At 53.9% G+C, this 22,580-nt stretch carries 20 protein-coding genes and 1 tRNA gene; 2 read left to right on the forward strand and 19 right to left on the reverse strand.

All coding sequences use genetic code 11. From position 1 onward, the window contains the following. Positions 1-16: 16 nt before the first annotated feature. The 9 genes from H8S44_RS11455 to rpmE all read right to left on the reverse strand — a co-directional run bounded on the left by H8S44_RS11455 (position 17) and on the right by rpmE (position 9,657). A complete protein-coding gene (locus tag H8S44_RS11455) occupies positions 17-1,108 on the reverse strand; it encodes a DegT/DnrJ/EryC1/StrS family aminotransferase (protein WP_186872381.1) in 1,092 nt (363 codons plus the stop codon). An 87-nt stretch (positions 1,109-1,195) separates the two neighbouring features. After that, positions 1,196-2,260 carry an SGNH/GDSL hydrolase family protein gene (locus tag H8S44_RS11460; protein WP_186872380.1) on the reverse strand — a complete coding sequence of 355 codons (1,065 nt, stop codon included), beginning with the start codon at positions 2,258-2,260 and terminating at the stop codon, positions 1,196-1,198. Positions 2,261-2,328: 68 nt separating this feature from the next. Continuing rightward, positions 2,329-3,738 (reverse strand): MBOAT family O-acyltransferase, encoded by a 1,410-nt coding sequence (locus H8S44_RS11465; RefSeq protein ID WP_186872379.1) that lies wholly within the window; start codon positions 3,736-3,738, stop codon positions 2,329-2,331. 47 nt (positions 3,739-3,785) lie between these two features. Then, entirely contained in the window at positions 3,786-4,817 is a 1,032-nt protein-coding gene (locus H8S44_RS11470) for an acyltransferase family protein (protein WP_186872378.1), read from the reverse strand. Between the two features lie 11 nt (positions 4,818-4,828). Next, the gene (locus H8S44_RS11475) at positions 4,829-6,382 is read right to left on the reverse strand and encodes an ArnT family glycosyltransferase (RefSeq protein WP_186872377.1); all 1,554 of its coding nucleotides are present in this window, start codon (positions 6,380-6,382) and stop codon (positions 4,829-4,831) included. A gap of 12 nt (positions 6,383-6,394) precedes the next feature. After that, positions 6,395-7,468, reverse strand: coding sequence for a peptide chain release factor 1 (prfA, locus tag H8S44_RS11480; protein ID WP_186872376.1), 1,074 nt, complete (start codon positions 7,466-7,468; stop codon positions 6,395-6,397). A gap of 21 nt (positions 7,469-7,489) precedes the next feature. Continuing rightward, entirely contained in the window at positions 7,490-8,320 is an 831-nt protein-coding gene (prmC, locus tag H8S44_RS11485; RefSeq protein ID WP_186872375.1) for a peptide chain release factor N(5)-glutamine methyltransferase, read from the reverse strand. Next, positions 8,317-9,351, reverse strand: coding sequence for a DUF1385 domain-containing protein (locus H8S44_RS11490; RefSeq protein WP_186872374.1), 1,035 nt, complete (start codon positions 9,349-9,351; stop codon positions 8,317-8,319). The genes prmC and H8S44_RS11490 overlap by 4 nt, the downstream gene beginning before the upstream one ends. Before the next feature lie 102 nt (positions 9,352-9,453). Further along, on the reverse strand, positions 9,454-9,657 hold the full coding sequence (gene rpmE / locus H8S44_RS11495; protein ID WP_178038777.1) for a 50S ribosomal protein L31: 204 nt from the start codon (positions 9,655-9,657) through the stop codon (positions 9,454-9,456). 307 nt (positions 9,658-9,964) lie between these two features. On the opposite strand from rpmE, the gene H8S44_RS11500 reads away from it, so the two are divergent. Further along, positions 9,965-10,038 (forward strand) — tRNA-Pro (locus H8S44_RS11500). A gap of 135 nt (positions 10,039-10,173) precedes the next feature. Here H8S44_RS11500 and H8S44_RS11505 read toward each other — a convergent pair. From H8S44_RS11505 to aroD, 8 genes are all read right to left on the reverse strand, one after another. Next, on the reverse strand, positions 10,174-10,770 hold the full coding sequence (locus H8S44_RS11505; RefSeq protein ID WP_186872373.1) for an NUDIX hydrolase: 597 nt from the start codon (positions 10,768-10,770) through the stop codon (positions 10,174-10,176). After that, a complete protein-coding gene (locus tag H8S44_RS11510; RefSeq protein ID WP_186872372.1) occupies positions 10,757-11,839 on the reverse strand; it encodes a DUF3810 domain-containing protein in 1,083 nt (360 codons plus the stop codon). The genes H8S44_RS11505 and H8S44_RS11510 overlap by 14 nt, the downstream gene beginning before the upstream one ends. After that, positions 11,839-12,135, reverse strand: a complete 297-nt coding sequence (locus H8S44_RS11515; RefSeq protein WP_186872371.1) for a hypothetical protein — start codon at positions 12,133-12,135, stop codon at positions 11,839-11,841. Before H8S44_RS11515 ends, H8S44_RS11510 begins: the two co-directional genes overlap by 1 nt. Before the next feature lie 3 nt (positions 12,136-12,138). Next, entirely contained in the window at positions 12,139-13,119 is a 981-nt protein-coding gene (locus H8S44_RS11520) for an acyltransferase family protein (protein ID WP_186872370.1), read from the reverse strand. 4 nt (positions 13,120-13,123) lie between these two features. After that, positions 13,124-14,560 (reverse strand): ATP-dependent Clp protease ATP-binding subunit ClpX, encoded by a 1,437-nt coding sequence (gene clpX / locus H8S44_RS11525; protein ID WP_186872369.1) that lies wholly within the window; start codon positions 14,558-14,560, stop codon positions 13,124-13,126. Between the two features lie 105 nt (positions 14,561-14,665). Next, complete coding sequence (locus H8S44_RS11530) at positions 14,666-16,222, reverse strand: S1C family serine protease (protein ID WP_243167586.1); 1,557 nt, start codon at positions 16,220-16,222, stop codon at positions 14,666-14,668. 149 nt (positions 16,223-16,371) lie between these two features. Beyond that, positions 16,372-18,102, reverse strand: a complete 1,731-nt coding sequence (locus tag H8S44_RS11535; protein ID WP_186872368.1) for a S8 family peptidase — start codon at positions 18,100-18,102, stop codon at positions 16,372-16,374. Between the two features lie 43 nt (positions 18,103-18,145). Then, positions 18,146-18,904 (reverse strand): type I 3-dehydroquinate dehydratase, encoded by a 759-nt coding sequence (aroD, locus tag H8S44_RS11540; RefSeq protein ID WP_186872367.1) that lies wholly within the window; start codon positions 18,902-18,904, stop codon positions 18,146-18,148. 164 nt (positions 18,905-19,068) lie between these two features. Between aroD and H8S44_RS11545 the strand changes: the two genes are divergently transcribed. Continuing rightward, on the forward strand, positions 19,069-19,974 hold the full coding sequence (locus tag H8S44_RS11545; RefSeq protein ID WP_186872366.1) for a S1 RNA-binding domain-containing protein: 906 nt from the start codon (positions 19,069-19,071) through the stop codon (positions 19,972-19,974). Positions 19,975-20,133: 159 nt separating this feature from the next. Here the strand turns inward: H8S44_RS11545 and H8S44_RS11550 are convergent, their stop codons facing one another. Continuing rightward, positions 20,134-21,666, reverse strand: a complete 1,533-nt coding sequence (locus H8S44_RS11550; RefSeq protein WP_186872365.1) for a sodium/proline symporter — start codon at positions 21,664-21,666, stop codon at positions 20,134-20,136. A gap of 309 nt (positions 21,667-21,975) precedes the next feature. Next, positions 21,976-22,569 (reverse strand): TetR/AcrR family transcriptional regulator, encoded by a 594-nt coding sequence (locus H8S44_RS11555; protein WP_186872364.1) that lies wholly within the window; start codon positions 22,567-22,569, stop codon positions 21,976-21,978. Between the last annotated feature and the right edge of the window lie 11 nt (positions 22,570-22,580).

Consider the following 22,580-nt stretch of genomic DNA (forward strand, 5'->3'; position numbering starts at 1 on the left):
ACCTCTCCCGGTTTCTTTAAAATGCATTAATTGCGTCGATGACGTAGCTCTGCTCTTCCTCGGTCATGCCATTGTACATGGGCAGAGAAAGCACCTGTGAAGCAAACTGCTCGGTAATCGGCAGATCGCCCTTCTTATGTCCCAGATACTGATAGGCCTCGGACAGATGGGGCGGAATCGGATAATGGATAATCGTTCCAATCTCCTTTTCTTCCAGATATTTCTTCAGTTCGTCACGTTTTTCGCTGCGTACCACAAACTGATGCCATACGGCGGTGGCTCCCTCCTGTACCTCCGGGAGAATCAGCTTGTCGTTCTGAATCTCCGCAAGATAGCGGGCCGCGATATTCCGGCGTTCCTCCTCGCACTCTTCCACATGGCGCAGACGCACCCGAAGAAGTCCTGCCTGCAGCTCATCCAGACGGGAATTAGCTCCGACTACTTTATTATAATAACGCTTCTCACTTCCGTAATTGCGGAACACACGGAAATCCTCCGCCAGTCCTTTGTCCTTTACCACCACTCCGCCGCCGTCACCGAAAGCGCCGATATTCTTGGAGGGATAGAAGGAAAAGCAGCCCACATCTCCGAAGGTTCCTGTCATCTGACCATCAAAGCAGGCTCCATGGGACTGGGCGCAGTCCTCCACCAGCTTCAGGTTATATTTTTCGGTCAATTTTTTAACTTCAGCCATATTAGATGCCTGACCGTAGAGGTGTACCACCAGAATTGCCTTGGTGCGCCCGGTGATCTTCTCCTCGATCTTGGATACATCGATATTATAGTACTGGTTCGGCTCCACAAAAACCGGGGTCGCGCCGTTCATGGTGATGCCCATGACACTGGCAATGTAGGTATTGCCCTGGACGATAACCTCGTCTCCCTTGCCGATTCCCAACAGACGGAACGCGATCCACAGGGCGTCCAGACCGCTGGCCAGACCCACACAGTAGTTGCCGCCGGTGTAAGCCGCGTACTCTTCCTCAAAGCTCTTCACTTCATTGCCCAGCACATACCAGCCGGAACGAAGCACCTCAAGGGCCTTGTCCTCAAACTCCTTCTGATACCGGAAGAAGCCTCTATCCATACGGTTTGCCATAATCTTCATCTTATAGCCGCCTCACTTTCTATCTTTTGCAGACCCCTTTTCTCTGTCTTTCCTAAAAATAGGCAAATCTCTGCCTTATAAATTACATTACTCGTATTTATCATCATAACACGCGTTGAAATATTCGTCAATCGGCTTTCCATCCGCTTCTGCCAGCAGCCGGGTCAGTTTTTCTGCTCCGGCTCCGTTCAGGTGATCCACGTCGATGTACTCGTCCGCGGTCAGATCCAGATACTCTCTCTTCGCCAGATTAAAATCCAGATATTCCGCACCGTATCGGTCCGCCAGCTCCTGCACAAAGGTATGGGCCGGGTCGTAGGGGCCGATGGCTTCCAGATACTGATCCAGGCTGGGCGCTGTCACGAACACCAGACGGATGCCCTTTTCCTCACAGAAGTTTACGATTCTTTCTATATAAGAGACAGGATAGGCTGTATCCAGCTCCAGATCCTCGGCTACTTTTCCGAAATTATCCCACCAGGTAATGGCCCCGGCATCCAGCCGTGCATCGGACCAGACAAAACCACGGCCCGCGTACCGGTCTGACTCCACGGTCACCGGTTCATACTCCCGGTAGCTCCCGGTCTGTTTCTTCGCGAGGTTTTCCTTCACATAAGCCACATTCCCCAGCTCCTGCCAGTTCCGCCGGAAAGGAAAAAAACGATTCGTATAATTCTTTGCTTCTGTGGTAGTCAGCAGGAAAGACAGCTTATTCAGGGAAGGACGCATATAGTCGGATATGATATTAGCCTGCACCAGATCCCGATCCTCCGGATCCATGAACAGGAATTTGTAGTGCATATCCAGATAGACCGTCTGCAAATCATAGAGGCTGGCCGCCTCCCGCAAAAGGTAATAGGAGGTATCGTAGTTCTGGGCGGAAGAACCCAGATTGTACGCCGTCTTTCCGGTCAGTTCTTCATAGAGGACCGGATCATAGGCCCGGTAGCAATGGGAACTGCCCAGGAACAGGGTATCGATCTCCTCCCCTGCGTCGGCCCGTTCATAGAGCTCATGCATGGTCAGTCTCGTGTAGCTCTGGCTGTCATCCATCAAAAGGTAGTTGCAGAGCCTGATAAGGCTGCAGAGCAGGATGATCACTGTCGCTGCCATAAGAGACCCTCCCACCAGGGGGCGTGTTTTTGTTTTCATGGGCTCTGAAGCCTCCTTTCTAATCAGATTCGGACCTTCGGCCGCGCCATTCGCAAAACCGCCGTTTCCTAAAACTGCGTATACAGGAACCCGCTGGTATCATAGGCTGCGCCATAAACGCCCAATACCAGCACCGCGCCAATCAGCCCCGTATAAATCAAGCACCGCGCCACAGCATTCCGCTCCAGAATCCAGTTTCGGAACCCGAAGCCTCTCTCGTTCAGCGTATCCTTGAGCATCACCAGTAAAATCCCCAGTATCAGCAAAATCCACTCAAACCGTCCCAGCTGCATGCCCGCGAAATCCTGCAGATGGAAATTTGTGAAAATCCCCAGCAGCATTCCCTTCAGATCGCCCAAAGAATTCACCCGGAACACCATCCAGGTGGCGTCGATGAACAGAAATACCAGGATCCGTTTGACTGCCCGGGGCAGCTTCCACTTCTTAATATCGAAAATCTGTCCGATGCCATGGAGCAGTCCCCAAAGCAGGAAATGAAAACCGGTTCCGTGCCAGAGCCCGCTGATCCCGAAGGTAATCAGGATGTTGACGGCTCTCCGAAAACGCCCCTTCCGGCTGCCGCCCAGCGGAATATAGACGTAATCCCGAAGCCAGCTGCTTAAGGACAGATGCCATCTGCGCCAGAAATCCTGCACCGAATCCGCCAGGTAGGGTCGCTTAAAGTTCGCCAGCAAATCAAAACCCAGCATCCCGGCGATGCCTCTCGCCATATCCGTGTAGCCTGCGAAATCGCAGTAGATCTGAAAGGCATAAAGCACCGTCGCCAGAATGATTTCCACACCGCCGAAGGCCCCGAACTGGCTGTATACCGCATTGACCGGGATGGCAATGCGATCCGCGATCAACAGCTTTTCACATAAGCCCCAAAGCAGCAGCAATGCGCTTCGTCGGATCCGCTCCGCATCCCGCGCCGGGAGCCTGTCCATGTCCTGAATCTGTCGAAGCAGATTGCCGCCGCGCTCGATGGGTCCCTGCACCAGCTTTGGGAAAAAGGCCTGGAACAGGGCGAAATTCAGAAGATTGTGTTCGGCCTGCGCGGTTCCCCGATACACGTCCGTCAGATAGCCGATGGCCTGGAACGTATAGAAAGACATGCCGATGGGCAGGGCGATATTGCTTCGGTTATATTTGAAAAAACAGAGGGCCGCCACGTGAAATATGACGACAGCTGTGAAAACACCTGTTGTCCGACCGTTTCTATTCTGCTTTGGTGAAGAGCTCGTGCCTGTTTCCGCTATTGCCTTTAATCCTGTCCCCAATTTCTCCAGCGCCAGCCCTGCCCCCCAGGTCACCAGCGTGGATCCGATCAACGCTGCCAGATACTTTATCCCAAAGGAGCATAAAAATCCATAACTGGCTGCCAGCAGCCACACCACCCGGAGCCGTCCGGGCAGCAGCAGATATACCAGCCATACCATTGGAAAAAAGACCAGAAAGGCCAATGAAGTAAATCCCATAGTACCCTCCGTTTATGTTACGGTTCGTTCCGTTATCAACGATACGTTTATTTCTGCTTTTTACTGAAAAACTGTCCGTCCGCGGGCCATTTTCCGTAAAGCAGGAAGTCCAGCAGCCGTATCCGCTTCGTGACTGCGATAATCACCGCCGTGATGACGCTCATGGCCATGAAGGACGCTATCACGAACAGGAACCAGCCAGCCGAATACCGGGCGTACACCTGCCCCCGGTTCAGTACCGTGGCGAAGTGAAAATGCACCACATAAATCTCCAGGGTATAGCCTCCCACCCAGGCCAGGAACTTCTTAAACCGGTTCGGGCCACATTTTGTCAGCAGCCAGCAGACCGCCGCGCAGCCCAGGAATGAAGCGATGATCTGCCGTCCCAGCAGCAAAAGCGTCGTAACGTCCTGCAGATCCAGTAACACCGCCATGGCGAGAAGCCCCACGAGTGTCAGCGCACCGCCCGCATTTTTCAGCATTTCCGGGAGGGCCTTCAGGCGCTCTTTCTGTTCCCCGGCCAGATAACCGGCCAGATAGAAGGGCAGGTAAAGCCTGGTCAGTCCCGGACTCAGGAACTCCACCCCCATCAGGGTCTCCAGCACAACCACCGCCGCCAGTCCCAGGTACACCGTCCAAAACGTGATTTTTCTGCCAAACGCGCCGAAACGGCGTCCTGCTGCCGCCCCCGCCAGCTCCGCCGTATAGACCATGAGCGTCAGCAGAAACAGGGTCATCAGAAACCACAGCCCCTTATCCAATCCGAATAAAGTTTCCACGATATTCGCCGCCGGATGCAGGGGATGCTGCAAAATAATCCAGAAAAAGAAGGGCGTCAGATAGCTCAGCGCCCGCTTTTTAAGCTTGTTACCGTACTCGGAAAGGCTCGAAATCTTTCTCCCCATTCCGCACAAATAGCCGCTGACCAGAATGAACAGCGGCATTTGAATGACTTTTATCACATCGTAGAGTATTCCGTCCTCCATATGATTCCACACCAGGACGTGGCCCAGCATCACAAGCAGGATGGCCGCGCCCTTCGTCGCGTCTATGGTAAGACTGCGGGATTTCTGATTCATAGCTTCTTTCCTCATTTATACAGGAGCTTGAACTTTCCGGCATGTTCCATCTTAAAGCCGTCTTCCAACAGCTGCTCTGTAAAGCTCTCACTCCGGAACAGCAGATAAAATCCATCTTCATCAATGGAGGAGGTATCCGCGTCAAAGTGGATTTGTCCCCGTTCTTTATCGCCCTGCTCTACCAGCTGAAACTCCATCGGCGACAGTCCTTCTCCCAATGCGTAATAGGCGTAACCACAGTCCACGTACACCGGCTTGTCTCCGATAACCGGGGCCCATTCCTCCAGAATATCCGCATAGGTATCGCCGAAGAGGGACAATGGAGTCGTGTCTTCTGTGTAATCCGTAAAGTAGTACTTCACAAACCCGGCTGCAAACAAGACATACAGACCGCCCACACAGACGGCAAATATTCTTTTCCCCTTTGCGCTTTTCAGCCCGTTCCAGCACTTTTTGATGCCCAGCACTGTAAAATAGACCAGGATGAAATAGACGCCGTTCATTTTATTGACATTCGGCAGTTCAATCAGAAGTCCCATACCAATCTGCGCCGTCAGCCAGAAAAAGGCCAGGGCCGTCACAGACCATTTCTTTTTTCTGACCGCTTCCAGGGTCTCCCGGCCTCCCTGAACCATGCCGGCTATGGCAAACGGAACGGATACCGGATACATGGAAAACCAGGTGGGAACAGAATTGTATCTCCAGTCATCATAAAAGAAAAAGGCCTGTACCAGGCTCGGAATATTATTGATCGCATCCCGGAAGGACACTTCCGCGCCCCGGTACCCGAGGAGCTTCGGAATGGTAATATACGCTGTGGCGATCTCCGGCAAATCAAAGGTATTGATGGCCAGCATCAGAAGTAAGGGCGCTGCAAGGATTCCCAGTGGAATTCCCAGACAAATCATTTTCGGCAGAGACGTCCTGTGAATCCAGAACAGATACAGAAATGTCATGGCCAAAAACAGCGGCAGCACCAGCCAGCTCAGAATGTAAGTATACAGACAGATACCAAAGCTGATGCCGGAAAGCAGGTACAGAAGCAGGACCCGGCTCTTTTTCTCCGCCCGGATCGCCCTGGTCAGAAGATAAAGGGATACCGCAGCGGCTCCGGAAAACAGGTAACAATCCAATCCCATTCTGGATGTCAGTACAAAGAAAGGGCAGACTGCCAGAAGAGCCGCGCCTATCAGCCCTTCCTTTCGTCCTATATTTTCTCGGATCAGCAGACTGCCAAATAACCAGGTCAGCATGCCGAATACCACCGCCGGTATTCGGTACAGTACCATCCCCGGCTCGAAAAACTTCATCAGAAGCGCGCAGCAATATCCGTACAGCACGCTCTGTCCGCTTCCGTAATTCAGAAAATAGACCGGATAAAATTTGTAATATCGATCCAGTCCCCAGTTCGCCAGCGACCAGGCGTCATACGCCATGCCCGCCTCATCCACATGCAGGCCATAGGGAAGGATCCCCAGCTTATATACGCGCACAAACAGGGCCAGCGCGAAAAGAATCAGGTACAGGACTCCTTCTCTTCCTTCCAGTTTTCTTCTTTTATCCATCGTTATCTGTCTTTACTCTTCGTTCATCTTCGCCAGCTTTGCTGCCTGGTCGGCTGCGATGCAGGCGTCGATAATCTCCTGAATGTCTCCGTTCATGATCTTATCCAGCTTGTACAGGGTCAGGCCGATACGGTGGTCTGTCACGCGGCCCTGGGGGAAATTGTAGGTACGAATCTTCTCGGAACGATCTCCGGTACCGATCTGGCTTCTTCTGGCCTCAGCCTCAGCGTCGTGGGCCTTCTGGCACTCGATGTCGTACAGCTTGGCACGAAGTAAAGCGAAGGCCTTCGCCTTATTCTGCAGCTGGGATTTCTCAGTCTGGCTGTACACCACGATTCCGGTGGGGTAATGGGTCAGACGCACCGCGGAGTCGGTGGTGTTGACACACTGGCCGCCGTTACCGGACGCACGCATGACGTCGATACGGATATCCTTCTCGTCGATCTGCACGTCCACTTCCTCAGCCTCCGGCATCACAGCCACCGTGATGGTGGAGGTGTGGATTCTTCCGCCGGACTCGGTCTCGGGCACACGCTGTACCCGGTGTACGCCGGACTCGTATTTCATCACGGAGTACGCGCCCTGGCCGTTGATCATAAAGGTCACGCTCTTCATACCGCCGATGCCGATCTCGTCGGCCTCCATCAGCTCCACCTTCCAGCGGCGGCTCTCTGCGTAATGCACATACATCCGGTAGATCTCAGCCGCGAACAGGGCAGCCTCGTCTCCGCCTGCGCCCGCGCGGATCTCCACAATAACGTTCTTGTCATCGTTGGGGTCCTTGGGCAGAAGCAGAATCTTCAACGTATGCTCCAACTCCTCGATGCGGGCCTTTGCATCGTTCAGCTCTTCTTTGAGCATCTCGCGCATTTCCTCATCGCTCTCTTCCTCCAGCATCATGAGACTCTCTTCCACAGTCTCCTTACATTTCTTGTATTCCTTATAAGCATCCACGATGGGCTGCAGATCGCTCTGCTCCTTCATCAGCTTCCGGAAACGCTCCTGATCACTGACCACGTTCGGCTCGTTCAGCTCGTTCATGATATCCTCGTAACGCAGAAGCAGGTCATCCAACTTGTCAAACATGTTTGTTCCTCCATTTAAAACTTATCTATAAAAAGCTTCCACGACCCGGTCAAGTCCCGCCAGGTCCTTTACTACCTTTACGTCTGTGAAGCCCTGCTGACGCAGAAGCTCCGACACGCTCTCGCCCTGATCCCAGCCGATTTCCAGAAAAAGGCTGCCTCCAGCGCGCAGATGTCCCGGCGCTTCTTCGGCGATCTTCCGGTAAAAGTACAGCCCGTCCTCATGACCATCCAGAGCCATATAGGGCTCGTGGAGCCGCACCTCGTCCATCAGGGTCCCGATCTCTTCCCGTTTAATATAAGGGGGATTGGACACAATCACATCGAAAGTGCCCTCTATCCTATCAAATAAATCACTTTGAATCAGCTCTGCTTCCGCGTCCAGCCGCACCCGATTCCTTTCGGCCACCTGCAGGGCTTCCGGGGACAAATCCGCGCCCGTGCCCTCCGCGCCCGGTCTCAGATGCAGGAGGCTCAGCAGGATACAACCGGATCCGGTACACAAATCCAGAAACCTCATTCCGTCTTTCAGGAATTTCGCAGTCTCCTCCACCAGCACCTCCGTGTCCTGTCTCGGAATCAGCACATGCTCGTTTACATAGAAGGAAAGCCCCATAAACTCCTGCTCTCCGGTGATCTGCTGCAAGGGGATCCGCTCTGCCCGCTTTTCCAGTGCCTCCAGATATCTGCATTCCTGTTCTTTGGAAAGTGCCTCCTCCGGATAGGCCAGATAATGGCTGCGGCTCACGCCTGTACACCACTCCAGCAGATACCAGGCGTCCAGGGCTGCCTCCGGCACAGAGGCTTTTCCCAGGACTTCCGCGCCTTTCTGACACGCTTCCCGGAGCGTCATTCCTCCGCCTCCAGAATCGCTTCGATCTCCTGGGCCTCGTTCTCCTCGTCCCCGCTTCCGGTCTTCTCTGTGCTTTCCGCCTCCAGAGGCTCTCTTCCCTGCCAGGTTCTCCAGTCAAAGACCGCTTCCACAGCGGCGATGGCTACCTCGATCATATCATCGTCCGGCTCCTTGGTGGTCAGACCCTGCATCCACATACCGGGGCGGCTCAAGGCCAGTACCAGCTTATTCTCACTTCTTCCGGCCAGACGGATAAACTCAAAGGATACGCCCGCGATCACCGGCACCAGCGCGATACGGAATACCACCCGGAGAATCGGGGATTCCACCCGGATAAAAATAAAGAAGATAATGCTGACTACCATGACAATCAGCATAAAGCTGGTTCCGCAGCGCTTATGTTCCCGGGAACTGTTCCGTACATTCTCCACGTTCAGTTCCAGACCGTGCTCCACGCAGTTGATACACTTATGCTCTGCCCCGTGGTACTGAAATACTCTCTGAATATCCTTCATTCTGGAAATCAGAAGGATATATCCGATAAACAGCAGCAAACGGATGACGCCCTCGATAAGGGCAAGCAGTGTATCCGATACGATCACACGGCGCAGGAGGGCCGCCGCAAAATATGGCAGAATCATGAAGATCGCCACAGCCATCACGATGGAAAAGGCCACCGTCAGTCCCATTACCACCTTCTCCGCCTTTTCTCCGAACAGCTTATCCACTAGAATATCTGCTTTGGAGGGCTGTGCCTCCTCCTCGTCGTAAAAGCTTGCGGAAAAGGTCAGACACTTCATACCCAGCACCAGCGAATCCACGAAGCTGATGACGCCCCGCACAATGGGAAGCCGCTTCAGCTTTTTATTCCCGATGCCCTCATAGGTACTCAGATGTACTTCAATCTCTCCGTCCGGCTTCCGTACTCCCACGGAATAGACGTCCTGATTCTTCATCATGATACCTTCCAGAACCGCCTGTCCGCCGATTCCCGAATATCTCGTTGTACTCATGCGTACTTTTTCCTCCATATCATAAAAGAGACTTCCATAAAAGAAAATTTCATCGGAATTTCCTGTTGTATGCAAAACGGGGTGAGATTGTCCAACCTCACCCCGCACTCACGCTTCTTATTATTTTGTGATACCGTACTTACGATTGAATTTATCAATACGTCCGCGAGCTGCCGCAGCCTTCTGCTGACCTGTGTAGAATGAGTGGCACTTGGAGCAGATCTCTACGTGGATGTCCTTCTTTGTAGAACCTGTTACGAATGTGTTGCCGCAGTTGCAGGTTACGGTTGCCTGATAATACTCCGGATGGATTCCTTCCTTCATGATTTTCACCTCTTCATAATTATTTTGTGAACTTCTGGTTTCTGTCGCACGGAAGACCTGCTCCCGCGCTCTTTCCCGGCCAATGCTGTTCCGATGATTCCGCAGCAAGATATCCCGGGCTATCCCTGCAAGTCCCTGCAGTTAAGCTGTCCATACAACAGCTTTTAGATTATAGCACAGGTTCCGTTGAAATACAAGCACAAAAATTCTATTTTTAAAAAACGCTTGACAAATGCTTTTCTTTGTCATAGAATAGTATCTGCACGTGAGATACATCACCTGCACAATCGAATACTGGTAATAAAATCGGAGTATGGCGTAGTTTGGTAGCGCGCTCGGCTGGGGGCCGAGAGGTCGCAGGTTCAAATCCTGTTACTCCGACTTTTTTATTCAGACCGGAATCATGCGATTCCGGTCTTTTTCTGTCTCTCACTGGCGAATATAGATTCCCTGCTCCTCGATCCAGTCCTGCAGATCGTTCTGGGCGTCTTCGGCCCAGGTCTCCCGCCGGGAAGCTCAGTTCAACGGTCTGCCCGTTCCGGCGAAATAATCCTCAATGGCTGCCGTCAGCTTCTCATACTCCTCCTCAAAGATGCAGTGTTTCAGCGTCGCATTCCGGATCCCGTCCAGCACCGCCCGGTAATCCATCCACAGAACACTCTCCACTTCCTCCTTCTGAAGCTTCATTTCCTCCGGACGCAGGTCCCGCTCGCAGAGGTAAACCTTACTGTATTCATGATTGATAAAGGGCTTCCCATAAAAAACTTCTTTCGCATAACCCCTGTGGACAAACACCTCTTTCAGCTCCTCCGGCTTTACCCGGATGCCCAGCTCTTCTTCCAGCTCCCGGACCGCCGACTCCAGGAAATTCTGGCCTGCGGGGATATGCCCCGCCGAGGAGATATCGTAGCAGCCCGGAAAGGAATCCTTCCGGGCGCTCCGCTTCTGCAGCAGTACCTCCGCACTTCCCTGTTCCTTCCGGTAACGCACCAGCCACACATGGGAGGTTCCGTGGAGATCCCCGTCCCGATGTACCAACGCCCGCTCTTTTTTCTCCCCTGTCAGACTTCCATCCTCATTTCTCAAATCCAGCAGTTCCTTATCTTCCTTCATCCTGACCGCCTCCCTGTCTTTTCCATGCCAGCAGCAGATCCACCATCCGGCCGTAGCTGGCCGTTCCGTCCTTCTGCGCGTTGGCTTTCAGATAAGCGTCGTTCATCCTGTCCGACGCCTTTGCTACAGCTCCGTCAAAGGAGCGCCAGTAGCCGTTATGTTCCTCCAGATCCGTCCCGGCCCGGGCACAGAGTCCAGCCCGCAACGAAAGATACGCCTCCGGATCCGCCTTATAAAGGGCATTGCCGCTGTAAATATAGGCCAGAAGTGCGCCGCTGTACCGGAAGGCGGCGCTGTCCGACTGCCTGCAGGCCAGGTAGGCAATAAAGTTCGCCTCGTCCTCCCGCATAAAGCCCTTCAAATGGGACAGCTCATGACAGACGGTGGAGGGAATATCCATCTCCGGCATGTGGCCGTTATAGTTAGCCTCCACTGTAAAGGGACTGTATTCCCCCTGGAGCTGCTGCCAGGACAGATACCACCAGCTCCGGACCCGCTTGGCACGGGGATAATAGCCCGCCAGCGCCGGATAGCTCTCTCCTGCCCTTTGCATGGCCCGGACCGCCGTTTCCGTCATTTTCCGCTCCGTCCGGACAGGCTCCTTCTCAAGTTCCTCCGCAGCCCCATTGATTTCCGTAATCAGATCCTCACACAGGGCTGTCAGTTCTTCCACCGTGGACTCCTGTATCTCATAGCCCGCCAGCTCTGAAAAGGTCCGGCGCTGATAGTTGATGCCCGCGTTCAGCACAAACAGGACCCAGAGAGCCACGGCCAGCCGAAACAACAGCCCCGGCAGCTGCTCCGGCCTTCCCTTTCCCCTCAGGAGCTGCGTCAGCAGCCACAGGACAAGCAGGAGCCCGACGTAAATCCCGGCTTCCGTCACCGAAAATGGGAACCAGCCGCAAAGCCGCCCCAATGTATTCACCCACAGAGGATAAATCTGCTCCGCATACCACTCCCCGATGGACGGAAAAAGCCGGGCCGCCAGATTCAATGCCAGCGCGCCGACTCCTGCGGCGCCCCAGCATAATGTACTCCTTTGTACCCGACTCTTTTCTGTTCTCTGCATCAGTTCTCGCTCTTCATGCCGTCGATTTCGCCCTGATACTCGTCTATCAGAATCTCTCTGCGGGCAATCTCCTCGCACAGCGGATCCAGTGCCGCATCTTCCAGGCTGCCTGCCGCGGCGAACCGCTCATAGACGATCTTTCCGATGGCCTCAAAGTCCTTTTTATTCTCCCGCTCCAGGCTGTACACCTGGTTCTTCAGCCGGGCCATATCCGCCACCTTGCCCGCTTTCTTTGTCACCGTGTCCGCGGCTCCGGTCACTGCTCTTCCAAAATCATCCCAAAAGTTTTTGTTCATAGTCTATTCTCCTCTCTTCGCCCTGTATTTCAGAGCGTTTAAAATCTCAGCCAGTCCCAGGGAAACCAGGCAGACCCACAGGGGCATCAGCCACGGATACCAGGCAGTTTCCCGGATTCCCGCCGCCAGCGCCAGGGTCGGCGTTCCATTATAAATCAGATAGTGCCACAGATAGATAGCCTGGGAATCCTGTTCTCCGATCCGGGCGAGAATACTTCCCCTTCCAGCCTCCGGATGGCGAAGTGCCAGCATGAAAATCCCGGCTGTCATCAAAATACTTCCCACATACAGCTCCGCCCCTTTCGACAGGAACAGTTCGCCCATGGAAAGGCAGACTCCCAGTCCAATCATGCAAAGGCATGCCCCGTCCGAAGCCAGCCGCTTTCCCCGCTGCATCCGGCCTGCGAACCAATGTCCCCACAGGAAAAAGGGCAGTCCCGTCAGCCAGAAGTTTCTGAACCACCGTACAGGCAGACGCAGACCTGCGATCCTGCAGAAGTCTCCCAGAATCAGGTTTGCCGCCAGACAGAGAATAATCAAAAGATAGCAGCTTTCTTCCTTCTTCCCTCTCACCAGGATTCCATAAAACAGATAGCAGTACCACAGCGCTCCCAAAAACCACAGCGGAGGCGCATAGGGCACCATATTCCATAGCAGGAACCGCAAAAGGACTTTCGCAGAAAACAGCTTTCCCGCCACCACCGTCATCGTCAGGCTTCCTTCTGTCTTCAGCACCAGCAGCTCCCAGAAATAATAAGCTATCACTGCCGTAATCAGCAGGCGAAGGATATGCCTGCTTCTTCTTTTTACCGTATCCATTCCCTTTCCATAGGAAAAGTATCCGCTGACCATGAAAAACAGCGGCACCGCGAACCGGGCCAGTCCGTCCATCATGCCTCCGATGGGGCTCGGAAACTTGCAGTGGATGAACACCACGCAAAAAGCCGCGATGCCCTTCCACACATTCAGACAATCATTTTTCATCTTATTATAGTTCCTGCTGCTCCAGCTTCAGGACGCCCCGCATGGCAATGAGCGGGCCTCCCCGATGCTCGATATATTCCCGTGTAATGGTTACTCTGCCAATATTGTCATCCTTCGGAATCTCATACATGATATCCAGCATAAATTCCTCGATGATAGCCCGCAGGGCCCGGGCTCCCGTATCCCTCCTCATGGCTTCCCCGGCAATGGCCTCCAGGGCGTCGTCGTCGAACTCCAGCTGCACCTCATCCAGGGCCAGCAGCTTCTGATACTGCTTCAGGATGGCGTTCTTCGGCTCCTTCAGGATCCGTACCAGCTTCTCCCGATCCAGGGGCTCCAGGGTGCAGATAATGGGCAGTCGTCCCAGAAACTCCGGGATCATGCCGAAGTTCCGCAGATCCTCCACAGTCACCTTTGCCAGCAGGTTCGGCTCCTTATCGTATTTGTCCTTCAGATCTGCCTGGAAGCCCATGGAGGACTTCTGGTTCAGCCGTTCCTTGATGACCGTCTCCAGCTCCGGGAACGCACCGCCGCAGATAAAGAGAATATTCCGGGTATTCACAGTGGTCAGCGGTACCATGGCATTCTTGCTGCTGGCCCCCACGGGCACCTCCACCTCGGCTCCCTCCAGAAGCTTCAGCAGTCCCTGCTGCACGGATTCCCCGCTCACATCCCGGTGATGGGTATCCTTTTTCTTGGCAATCTTGTCGATCTCGTCGATAAATACGATGCCCCGCTCCGCCTTTTCCACGTCGTTGTCGGCCGCGGCCAGCAGCTTGGAAATCACGCTCTCGATATCGTCTCCGATATAGCCTGCCTCGGTCAGGGAGGTGGCGTCGGCGATGGCCAGCGGCACATCCAGAAGCTTCGCCAGGGTCTTCACCAGATAGGTCTTTCCGCTTCCGGTGGGGCCCAGCATCAGTATATTGGACTTTTCGATCTCGATCTCATCCTGGGTTCCTGTGGCCACCCGTTTATAATGGTTATACACCGCCACGGAAATGACCTTCTTTGCGTAATCCTGACTAATGACATACTCATCCAGGCTGGCCTTGATTTTATGGGGCGCCGGGATACTCCGGATGTCGAAGCTCTCCTGCTTTTCCTCTGCCTTCGGCTTCTTCTTTTTCACCTTCTGCTGACGGGGCATCATATTCTGCAAATCAGACAGATTGATCATGCTGATTCCCGGCATCCGGGAAAAATCAAGATTCCCGTTCTGAAGGGTATCCATGGTCTTCTGCATACATTCCGGGCATACGCTGATGCCGTCGGTGAGGGTAATCAGCTTTCCGGCCTGGCTCTCCGGCCTTCTGCAGAGGAAGCAGTACTTCTCATAATCCTGTTCCTTCTCCTGTTCCCCTTCCGGATTCTGCCCCGGTTCTCCGGTCAGCTCCTCTTTTTCGTTTTCCTGATTTTCCTGATAATCCTTATCCTGCATAACATTACTCCTTTTCCCGAGTATATCACATCTTGAAAAAAAGACCAAGCGTAAGAAGAAAGAAGTCTCCTCTGCACCCGGTCTTTTCTGCTATTTTTCTTTTCTTTACTTAGACGCCGCTTCCACTTCTGCCTTAGTATTCAAGGTCAGGGATACGGTCTTTTCCACATATTCTCCGTTCTGCGGGGACTGTACCGTCACTTCCACGGTCTCGCCTGCCTCGTAATACTGGAGGCGCTGGCGCAGGGCGTCGTAGCCGGTGACACTCACACCGTCGAACTTGGTCAGGATATCGCCCTTCTTCAATCCGGCCTTATCTGCCGCGCAGCCTGCCACCACAGACTTCAGATAAACGCCCTCGGGCATATCATACTGCTGGGCAATCTCGCTGCTCACGTCCTGGCAGGTGATTCCCAGATATCCCATCTTCTCTTCCGCCACTGCGGAACGGGTCTTCAGATTCTGCAGATCTCCGATGATACCTTCCACATCGGAAATGGGGATGGCGTAACCCATGCCCTCCACATAATTGGAGGAAAGCTTCGCCTCGTTGATACCGATGACCTGGCCCTTCATATTCAGCAGAGCACCGCCGCTGTTACCCGGATTGATGGCTGCGTCCGTCTGAATCAGCTTATTGCTGATGACGGTTCCGTCGTCGTTCTTCAGGGACACCTCCCGCTCCAGGGCGCTTACGATACCTCTGGTAACAGACTGGCCGTATCCCAGGGCGTTTCCGATGGCGACAACCTCGTCGCCCACCTGTACCTGGGAGGAATCTCCGATGCTGGCCGCCTTAATTTCGGACATGGTATCCGACGGAATATCTGACAGCTGCACAGCGATGACCGCCACATCCTTGGTGGCATCGGAGCCCTTTAGCTTCGCTTCCACGGCCGTCGCTCCGTCTTTTCCCTCATCTACGCTGAACAGTACAGACAGCTCTGCGGCGCCGGACACCACATGATTGTTCGTGACAATCAGCAGCTCGTCGTCGTTCTGGCCGATGATGATACCGGTTCCCGTGGAGGTCTCCTCCTGCTGCTGCGGCTGACTGTACCAGCCGAAGCCCCAGTAATTCTGTACTTCCTTAACACTCACATTGGTGATAGCCACCAGAGAAGGCATACATTCCTTTACGATATCCGAAACAGAACCGGCAGATGTGGAAGTGGTGCTGCTTCCTGTCTGGGGCGGCACGGAGCTTACTTCCGGCGTCTCGCCGCTCTCCACTGCGTCCTGGCCGGCAGAAGCCGCCACCTGATCTCCAAAAAGCTTCCTGCCCACGTAATTAGTTCCCTGAAAGGCAGCTCCGGCCACCACGCCGAATACCAGTGCTATACAGACAGTCTTTGCTACAGTTCTGCCGAACTTCTTCTTTTTTTTCGGTTTTTCCTCCCAGCCGCTTCCCGTAGTTCCATGATAAGTGCTTCTTCCGGATGTGCCTGTGCCTCCATCTGCGCTGCTGCTTTTTGCCTTCCGATAGTCCTCATCCTGATAGAAAGGGCCTGTATAGCGATACTGGCTTCCAGTGGCTGCCGTCTCTCCGCTCTGCTCTGCGGCATTCTCCGCATTTACACTGCTTTCTGCATCTATGTTCTTCTCTGCTCCCGCATCCATTCCGGAATTCAGGTTCTCAGATTCGTTCTCATTATCGTACATAACTATGCACTCCTTCCTCCGCTCATTTCCATCCTCCCGGCCATATAGCCGATCCCCGGATGATTAGTAGTTTAGCAGTCAAATGTGTTCAAACTGTGAGCAAAGAATTAAAATTTCATAATCTGCTAATTTTACAAAGACCATTATATTTATACCGGAATACTGCCGCGGAGACAGAGTGTCCCCCACCCCACCTGGGGATTCGGATACTCTGCAAACGCCGGAAGCGGGCGGGTGCCTTTTTTCAGGTAAGCCAGGGCTTTTTCGCCATAGAGGTAGGGGTCGTGGCCATCGGTGATGCCCCACTGCATCAGGAGGGCAGCAGAACCGGTGACAAAGGGTGCGGCGAAGGAGGTGCCGGTGGCTTCGGCGTAGGTGCCGCCGGGGGCTGGGGCGAGGACGCGGACGCCTGGAGCGGCCATCATGGGCTTTTCCCGGCCGTCCCGGGTGTTGCCGCGGCCGGAGAAGTCGGCGTAGGTGTGGCTTCGACTGTCGTAGGCTCCCACAGCAGCAATACGGCGGGCAGTGGAGGGAATCGTCAGGGTAGTATCCGTCGAAGGGCGCAGAAACCGGGTACCGCCGTTCAGGACGGCGGCGCTGGGAAGCCACAGGTGATAGCGTCCATCGCGGATTTCGCCCGGAGACAGTTCCAGTGTCCAGATCCCTGTATCCACATAATTCTCCCGGGGAAGCAGCTCCAGGTAAATTTCCTGGGACTGACTGTGGGGCACAGGCTCTCCGTAATACAGCAGAATCTCCGTCTCTTCCAGCACAAAGCGCTGCGCTCCCAGCACTTTCTGAATCGGTCCGGCTCTTCTCCCGCCCGGGCTGACTAATCTGATGTCAACCTCATCCAGATAGGATTTCCAAATCTGAATGCTGAAAGCCGTTTCATACTCTCCTACAGCCAATTCGATGCTCTCAGTCACAAAAGCCCGCAGTGTCCCTGCCGCATGCCCTGCCGCATAACCCTCATTTCCCGTGCCGATACAAATGACCGATTTCCAGACATTGGCGATGTCGGCGATGTAGGTTTCCAGGAGGGAAGTGCCGTCATGGGCCCCGTAGGTATTGCCGATACTGATATTGACGGCCACGGGCAGGCGAAGCTCTAATGCCTTCCGAATACAGTAGTCCAGCCCCTGCATCAGCTCCGTGGTCCGGGGAAAGCTGTCCTCACGGGGTGTTCCAAGCTTTACCACCAAAAGCGGACTTCGGCTGGCGATTCCCCGGTAGCGGCCGCTGCTGGCCCGGCCGTTGCCTGCCGCGATGCCCAGAACCCGGGTACCATGGCCGCTCACATCCCGGCTGGGCACCAGCCGATAACGCTCCGCCTCCGTGTCGGCCGCCAGCGCCTCGTTGATTTCCTGCTCTGTATATTCCGTCCCAATCCGGTAATCCTCCGGCGGCCTGCCCGGGATGGTCTGATCCCACAGAGCCAGAATCCGAGTGCTTCCGTCCTCATTCTGAAAATCCGGATGGGCATAGTCCACGCCGGAATCCAGCACCGCCACCAGCACGCCGTCCCCATACAGGTCGTACCGCGCGTTCTGCACCGCTGTAATACAGGAGGCTGTCTTTCCCTGACTTACAGAGAAAAACAGCCTCTTTGGTTTTTCGATATATTCGATCTCCGGCATCCGGGCCAGTTGGTCGATCCGGGACTCAGGTACCATAAGAACCGCGTATCCGTTCAAAAGCTCCGTCACGCTTACACCTGCATCCTCCAGCCCCTTCAAAGAACCGGAATATTTCACGATCACTTCCCAGGTCCTTTCCTCTGCGTCAAAGCCCACCTCCAGATTCAGGGAACGGGCCCGTTCCTCCGGGGTGGCGTCCAGAGCCAGGTTCAGCACATTTTCCATGGTCGGATTATTCATGGGAACACCGCCTGATCTATTATTTAATCTCAGATTATGCAGATTATGCCTGCCGCAGTACCTCCAGGGCCGCCTTCAGCTCCGGCACGCTCACCTGCCCCGGCGCGGAGGCCACGCCCGCGCTTCCGAAGGTCATAACGGAGCCGAACAGTTCTCCGGTCAGACGGCTCACAGCGCCCTTCGCTCCCATGGACATGGTGACGACGGGCTGCTTTGCGTGCTGTTCCTTCATTTCCAGGGTAGCGGATAAAAGAGTCAGCACATCCTCCGCAGTCTGCGGCATCACTGCCAGCTTCAGAAGATCCGCGCCGCAGTCCTGCATCCGGATTAGCCGGGCCAGGATCTTCTCTTTTGCCGGAGTCTTTTCAAAATCATGGCTGGAGGCAATCACCTTTATCCCCTGCGCCTTTGCCTCTTTGCAGATATCCCGAAGCAGCTCTTCTCCCCGAAACAGCTCCACGTCGATGAGGTCCGCCTGGCCGGAATCCATCACGGTGCGAAGAAAGTCTTCGTAGGCTCCGGCGCTGATACTCTGCTCGCCGCCCTCCTCTCTGGTCCGGAAGGTCACCAGAAGCGGCAGCCCGCCCAGCTCCACTCGCAGCCACGCCAGCATAGTTTCCAGTTTTTCCCTGTCAAATACTTCCTCATACCAGTCTGCCCGCCATTCCGCCAGATCCGGCTTCGCCGCTTTCAGCTCCGCCGTCCGCAGCGCAATCTCCTCTCCGGTACGGCCCGTTATCGGAACGCAGATCTTCGGTCTTCCCTCTCCAAATGTAATATTTCTCACTGTTACCTGATTCATTCTTTTTCTCCTGCTTCCGCTGCCATTCTCTGTTTTTTCCACTTTACTTCCGGCAACATTCCGTTTGCTTTTTGCCCTATTTTAACATATAATATAGCTGTTGGACAGCTGATTTTACATGAATTCTGCTGTATCCTGAAGATTAGGAAAAGAGGTATTGGGAAATGGAAGAAAAGACAACAATGGACGACTACAAGGATGAGCTGGAAGCTTCCTTCCGTCAGGTACAGGAGGGTGATGTACTGACCGGAACTGTCATCGGCGTGTCCGAATCTGAGGTAACTGTGGATCTGAAGTACTATACCGAGGGTATTATCCGCCTGGAGGACTACTCCGATGACCCGGCTTTCTCCATCAAGGCTGACGTACAGGTGGGCGATGAGGTGACCGCCACCGTTCTCCGCACCGATGACGGACAGGGGCATATTCTGCTGTCCCGGAAGGCCGCAGCGGCTGACCAGGCATGGAAAACTCTGGTGCAGTATCTGGAGGACAAGACGGTTCTCACTGTAAAGGTGGGCGGCATCGTGAAATCCGGCGTGGTAGCTTATGTGGAAGGTATCCGCGGCTTTATCCCGGCGTCTAAGCTTTCGCTGAATTATGTGGAGGATCTGGACGACTGGCTGGGGAAAGAGATCCGGGTACAGGTCATCACTGCTGACCCGGAGAATCAGAAGCTTGTTCTGTCCGCCAAAGAGCTGCTTCGCGAGAAGGCTGCCGAGGAGCGCCGGGCGAAAATCTCCAATGTGGAGGTGGGCCTTGTAACAGAAGGTAAGGTCGAGAGCATTCAGCCCTACGGCGCTTTCATTGACCTGGGCAACGGCCTCTCCGGTCTGGTGCATGTATCCCAGATTTCCGAGAAGCGCATCAAGAGCCCGGATGTGGTGCTGAAGGTGGGCGATACTGTGAAGGTGAAGGTCATCGCAGTGAAAGACGGCAAGCTGTCCCTGAGTATGAAGGCGCTGCATGATGTGGCGGCTGAAGAGATTCAGGAAGAGAAGATCGACATCCCGGAGGCGGAGGAACTGACTACTACGCTGGGAGATCTGTTTAAGAATATTAAGCTGTAAAAAGGGCACACGAAACGGTAGTCTATGAACTGTCGGAACAAAAGAGAGAAATATCCCCTCTCACCGGGTTTAGCTTGTTTTCCGGTGAGAGGGGATATTTCTTTCTTCGTCCGTGTAAGGGAATCCCGGCAGCTCACAACCTACCGGAAACCCTTTCTTTTATCTTCCAACCGAATCAAATTCCTCACAAATCTCCTTGGACGGTGCTTCCGTCAGCAGTGACACGATTACGATGGCCAGGGCCGATACAATGAAGGCCGGAAGCAGCTCATAGATGTTCCAGACACCGCCCATGGGACGAACCAGATACTTCCATACAAAGACCATCACGCCGCCTGCAAGCATGCCGGCCAGAGCGCCCTGCATATTGGTGCGCTTCCAGAACAGCGCGAAGAGCATCAGCGGGCCGAAGGCCGCGCCGAAGCCTGCCCATGCAAAGGATACGATATAGAATACAGAGCTGTCCGGATTCCATGCCAGGAAAATCGCCACAACGGCAATGCCAATTACGGTCAGACGCGCCGCCATCATGGAAGCCTTTGCACTCATCTTAATTTTCAGGAAATCCTGCAGCAGGTTCTGGGATACACCGGAAGCTGCCGTCAGAAGCTGGGAGTCCGCTGTGGACATAGTACATGCCAGGATACCGGCCAAAACCACGCCCGCGATCAGGGAAAGCAGGAAATTATGCTGTCCCAGCAGATGCGCAAAACGAATAATGACAGTCTCGGACTCCGCACTGGTTGCAAAGGTCGGAATCGCCCCCCGCACAGAAGCCGCGCAGCCAATCACACCGATCAGGATAGCCACTGCCATGGAAATTACAACCCAGATACTGGCAATCCGGCGGGAAAGGGTCAGTTTATTCTCGTCTTCGATAGCCATAAAACGAAGCAGGATATGAGGCATCCCGAAATACCCCAGTCCCCACGCCATGGTAGATACAATCGTCAGCAGGCTGTAAGGACTTGCCGTATTGGTGGCGCTATCGTGCATCTGAGTCATGGACAGGAAGCCCGCCAGAGAATGGGCATTGTCCATAACAGCCCCCCAGCCGCCCGCTAGGTGAATGCCGTAAAACACGATTACCACCAGCGAAATCGTCATAACAATACTCTGAATCAGGTCCGTGGTGGACACCGCCATAAAGCCGCCCAGAACTGTGTAACCCACAATAACAACAGCCCCCACGATCATAGCCACATGATAATTCACACCGAACAGGCTGGAAAACAGGGTTCCGATAGCCTTAAATCCTGACGCCGTATAGGGAATAAAGAAAATCAGAATCACAATGGCCGCGATACACATGAGAATATTCTTCTCATCCCGGAATCTTCTGGAGAAGAAATCCGGAATCGTGATGGCATTGCATTTTACTGAATAGCGGCGCAGGCGCTTCGCCACAATGAGCCAGTTGAGATAAGTTCCCAGGCCCAGACCGATGGCGGTCCATCCCGCGTCTGAGATACCGGTCAGATAAGCGACACCCGGCAGACCCATCAGGAGCCAGCTGCTCATATCCGACGCCTCCGCGCTCATCGCCGTTACCAGCGGGCCTAATTTCCGTCCGCCCAGATAAAATTCATCGGCAGAATCGCCGCTGCCCTTCTTGCTGAAATAGAATCCCACATAGACCATTGCGACCAGATAAATCACAATCGCAGCGAGAATTCCCACTTGTCCTGTCATAGTTACTTCCTCCTCATTTGTCTTACAATCACAGAGGCAGTTCTTGCCTGCCCCGCACATGAGGCTTATTATAGCACAGCAAAAAATGGACTACAATGCAGAACAAAGTATAGAACGAATCCCGTACTATTCTTTCATAAAATATATATTTTCATTGGTTTTAAAGTATTTTTATACTAGACGACAGTTCAGAAACTCAGATATACAAAGAATAAATTTTAAAATAGACTCATGATTTCAGAATGTTTCGCCTGCGGCGGGCCGCTTTATCGGCCCCTGCAGCTCTGCCGCATTACCCTTTCCAATCATTCAATTCTTCCGGGGCAGAAAGCTCCCCAGGAACACCGGCAGCACCCGCCCACTGTACTCCACCAGGGAATACTCCCCGGCGCAGAGACACCAGTCGTACAGAAGGGCCCGTTCACACAGGGCATAGAGCTTCACCATCTCGCTGACGCTGGAGCTCCGGCTCAGTTCCCCGTTCTCCCGGCCTCCGGCAATGATTTTCCGCAGAAGCTTATAGTAAATCCGGTTGTGATCCAGCAGATGCTTCTCGCCGCTGGTGGTCAGCTGGGTAGAATAAAGCCGGGCCAGCAGATCCAGAGAAATACTGTCCTCGATCATTTTAAACAGCTCCTGATTCAGGAAAAGCAGCTGATCCATGGCCGTCATTTCTGGCGTCAGCTCCTCCATCAGCTCCTCATACTTTTCGTCGAAGAGGGAGCTTAAGGTGGAAAGAAGGGCGTCCTTGCCGTCGAAATAGTGATAGAAGGAGCCTTTGGATGTGCCGGACAGGGCGATGATCTCCTCCACAGTGGTATCCTCATAGCCCTGCTCATAGAAAAGCTTCCAGGCTGCATTGACGATTTTTCCTCTTGTATTTCTCGCGTTCTTCTTTGCCATTTCCATTCTCC

The organism is Anaerosacchariphilus hominis (genome assembly GCF_014290175.1).
Taxonomy (GTDB): domain Bacteria; phylum Bacillota; class Clostridia; order Lachnospirales; family Lachnospiraceae; genus Laedolimicola; species Laedolimicola hominis.

Excerpts from the sequence above, each read along its gene's own strand:
- H8S44_RS11455 (WP_186872381.1), bottom strand. The coding sequence starts at position 1,108 with ATGAAGATTATGGCAAACCGTATGGATAGAGGCTTCTTCCGGTATCAG.
- H8S44_RS11460 (WP_186872380.1), bottom strand. The coding sequence starts at position 2,260 with ATGAAAACAAAAACACGCCCCCTGGTGGGAGGGTCTCTTATGGCAGCG.
- H8S44_RS11465 (WP_186872379.1), bottom strand. The coding sequence starts at position 3,738 with ATGGGATTTACTTCATTGGCCTTTCTGGTCTTTTTTCCAATGGTATGG.
- H8S44_RS11470 (WP_186872378.1), bottom strand. The coding sequence starts at position 4,817 with ATGAATCAGAAATCCCGCAGTCTTACCATAGACGCGACGAAGGGCGCG.
- H8S44_RS11475 (WP_186872377.1), bottom strand. The coding sequence starts at position 6,382 with ATGGATAAAAGAAGAAAACTGGAAGGAAGAGAAGGAGTCCTGTACCTG.
- prfA (WP_186872376.1), bottom strand. The coding sequence starts at position 7,468 with ATGTTTGACAAGTTGGATGACCTGCTTCTGCGTTACGAGGATATCATG.
- prmC (WP_186872375.1), bottom strand. The coding sequence starts at position 8,320 with ATGACGCTCCGGGAAGCGTGTCAGAAAGGCGCGGAAGTCCTGGGAAAA.
- H8S44_RS11490 (WP_186872374.1), bottom strand. The coding sequence starts at position 9,351 with ATGGAGGAAAAAGTACGCATGAGTACAACGAGATATTCGGGAATCGGC.
- rpmE (WP_178038777.1), bottom strand. The coding sequence starts at position 9,657 with ATGAAGGAAGGAATCCATCCGGAGTATTATCAGGCAACCGTAACCTGC.
- H8S44_RS11505 (WP_186872373.1), bottom strand. The coding sequence starts at position 10,770 with ATGAAGGAAGATAAGGAACTGCTGGATTTGAGAAATGAGGATGGAAGT.
- H8S44_RS11510 (WP_186872372.1), bottom strand. The coding sequence starts at position 11,839 with ATGCAGAGAACAGAAAAGAGTCGGGTACAAAGGAGTACATTATGCTGG.
- H8S44_RS11515 (WP_186872371.1), bottom strand. The coding sequence starts at position 12,135 with ATGAACAAAAACTTTTGGGATGATTTTGGAAGAGCAGTGACCGGAGCC.
- H8S44_RS11520 (WP_186872370.1), bottom strand. The coding sequence starts at position 13,119 with ATGAAAAATGATTGTCTGAATGTGTGGAAGGGCATCGCGGCTTTTTGC.
- clpX (WP_186872369.1), bottom strand. The coding sequence starts at position 14,560 with ATGCAGGATAAGGATTATCAGGAAAATCAGGAAAACGAAAAAGAGGAG.
- H8S44_RS11530 (WP_243167586.1), bottom strand. The coding sequence starts at position 16,222 with ATGTACGATAATGAGAACGAATCTGAGAACCTGAATTCCGGAATGGAT.
- H8S44_RS11535 (WP_186872368.1), bottom strand. The coding sequence starts at position 18,102 with ATGAATAATCCGACCATGGAAAATGTGCTGAACCTGGCTCTGGACGCC.
- aroD (WP_186872367.1), bottom strand. The coding sequence starts at position 18,904 with ATGAATCAGGTAACAGTGAGAAATATTACATTTGGAGAGGGAAGACCG.
- H8S44_RS11545 (WP_186872366.1), top strand. The coding sequence starts at position 19,069 with ATGGAAGAAAAGACAACAATGGACGACTACAAGGATGAGCTGGAAGCT.
- H8S44_RS11550 (WP_186872365.1), bottom strand. The coding sequence starts at position 21,666 with ATGACAGGACAAGTGGGAATTCTCGCTGCGATTGTGATTTATCTGGTC.
- H8S44_RS11555 (WP_186872364.1), bottom strand. The coding sequence starts at position 22,569 with ATGGCAAAGAAGAACGCGAGAAATACAAGAGGAAAAATCGTCAATGCA.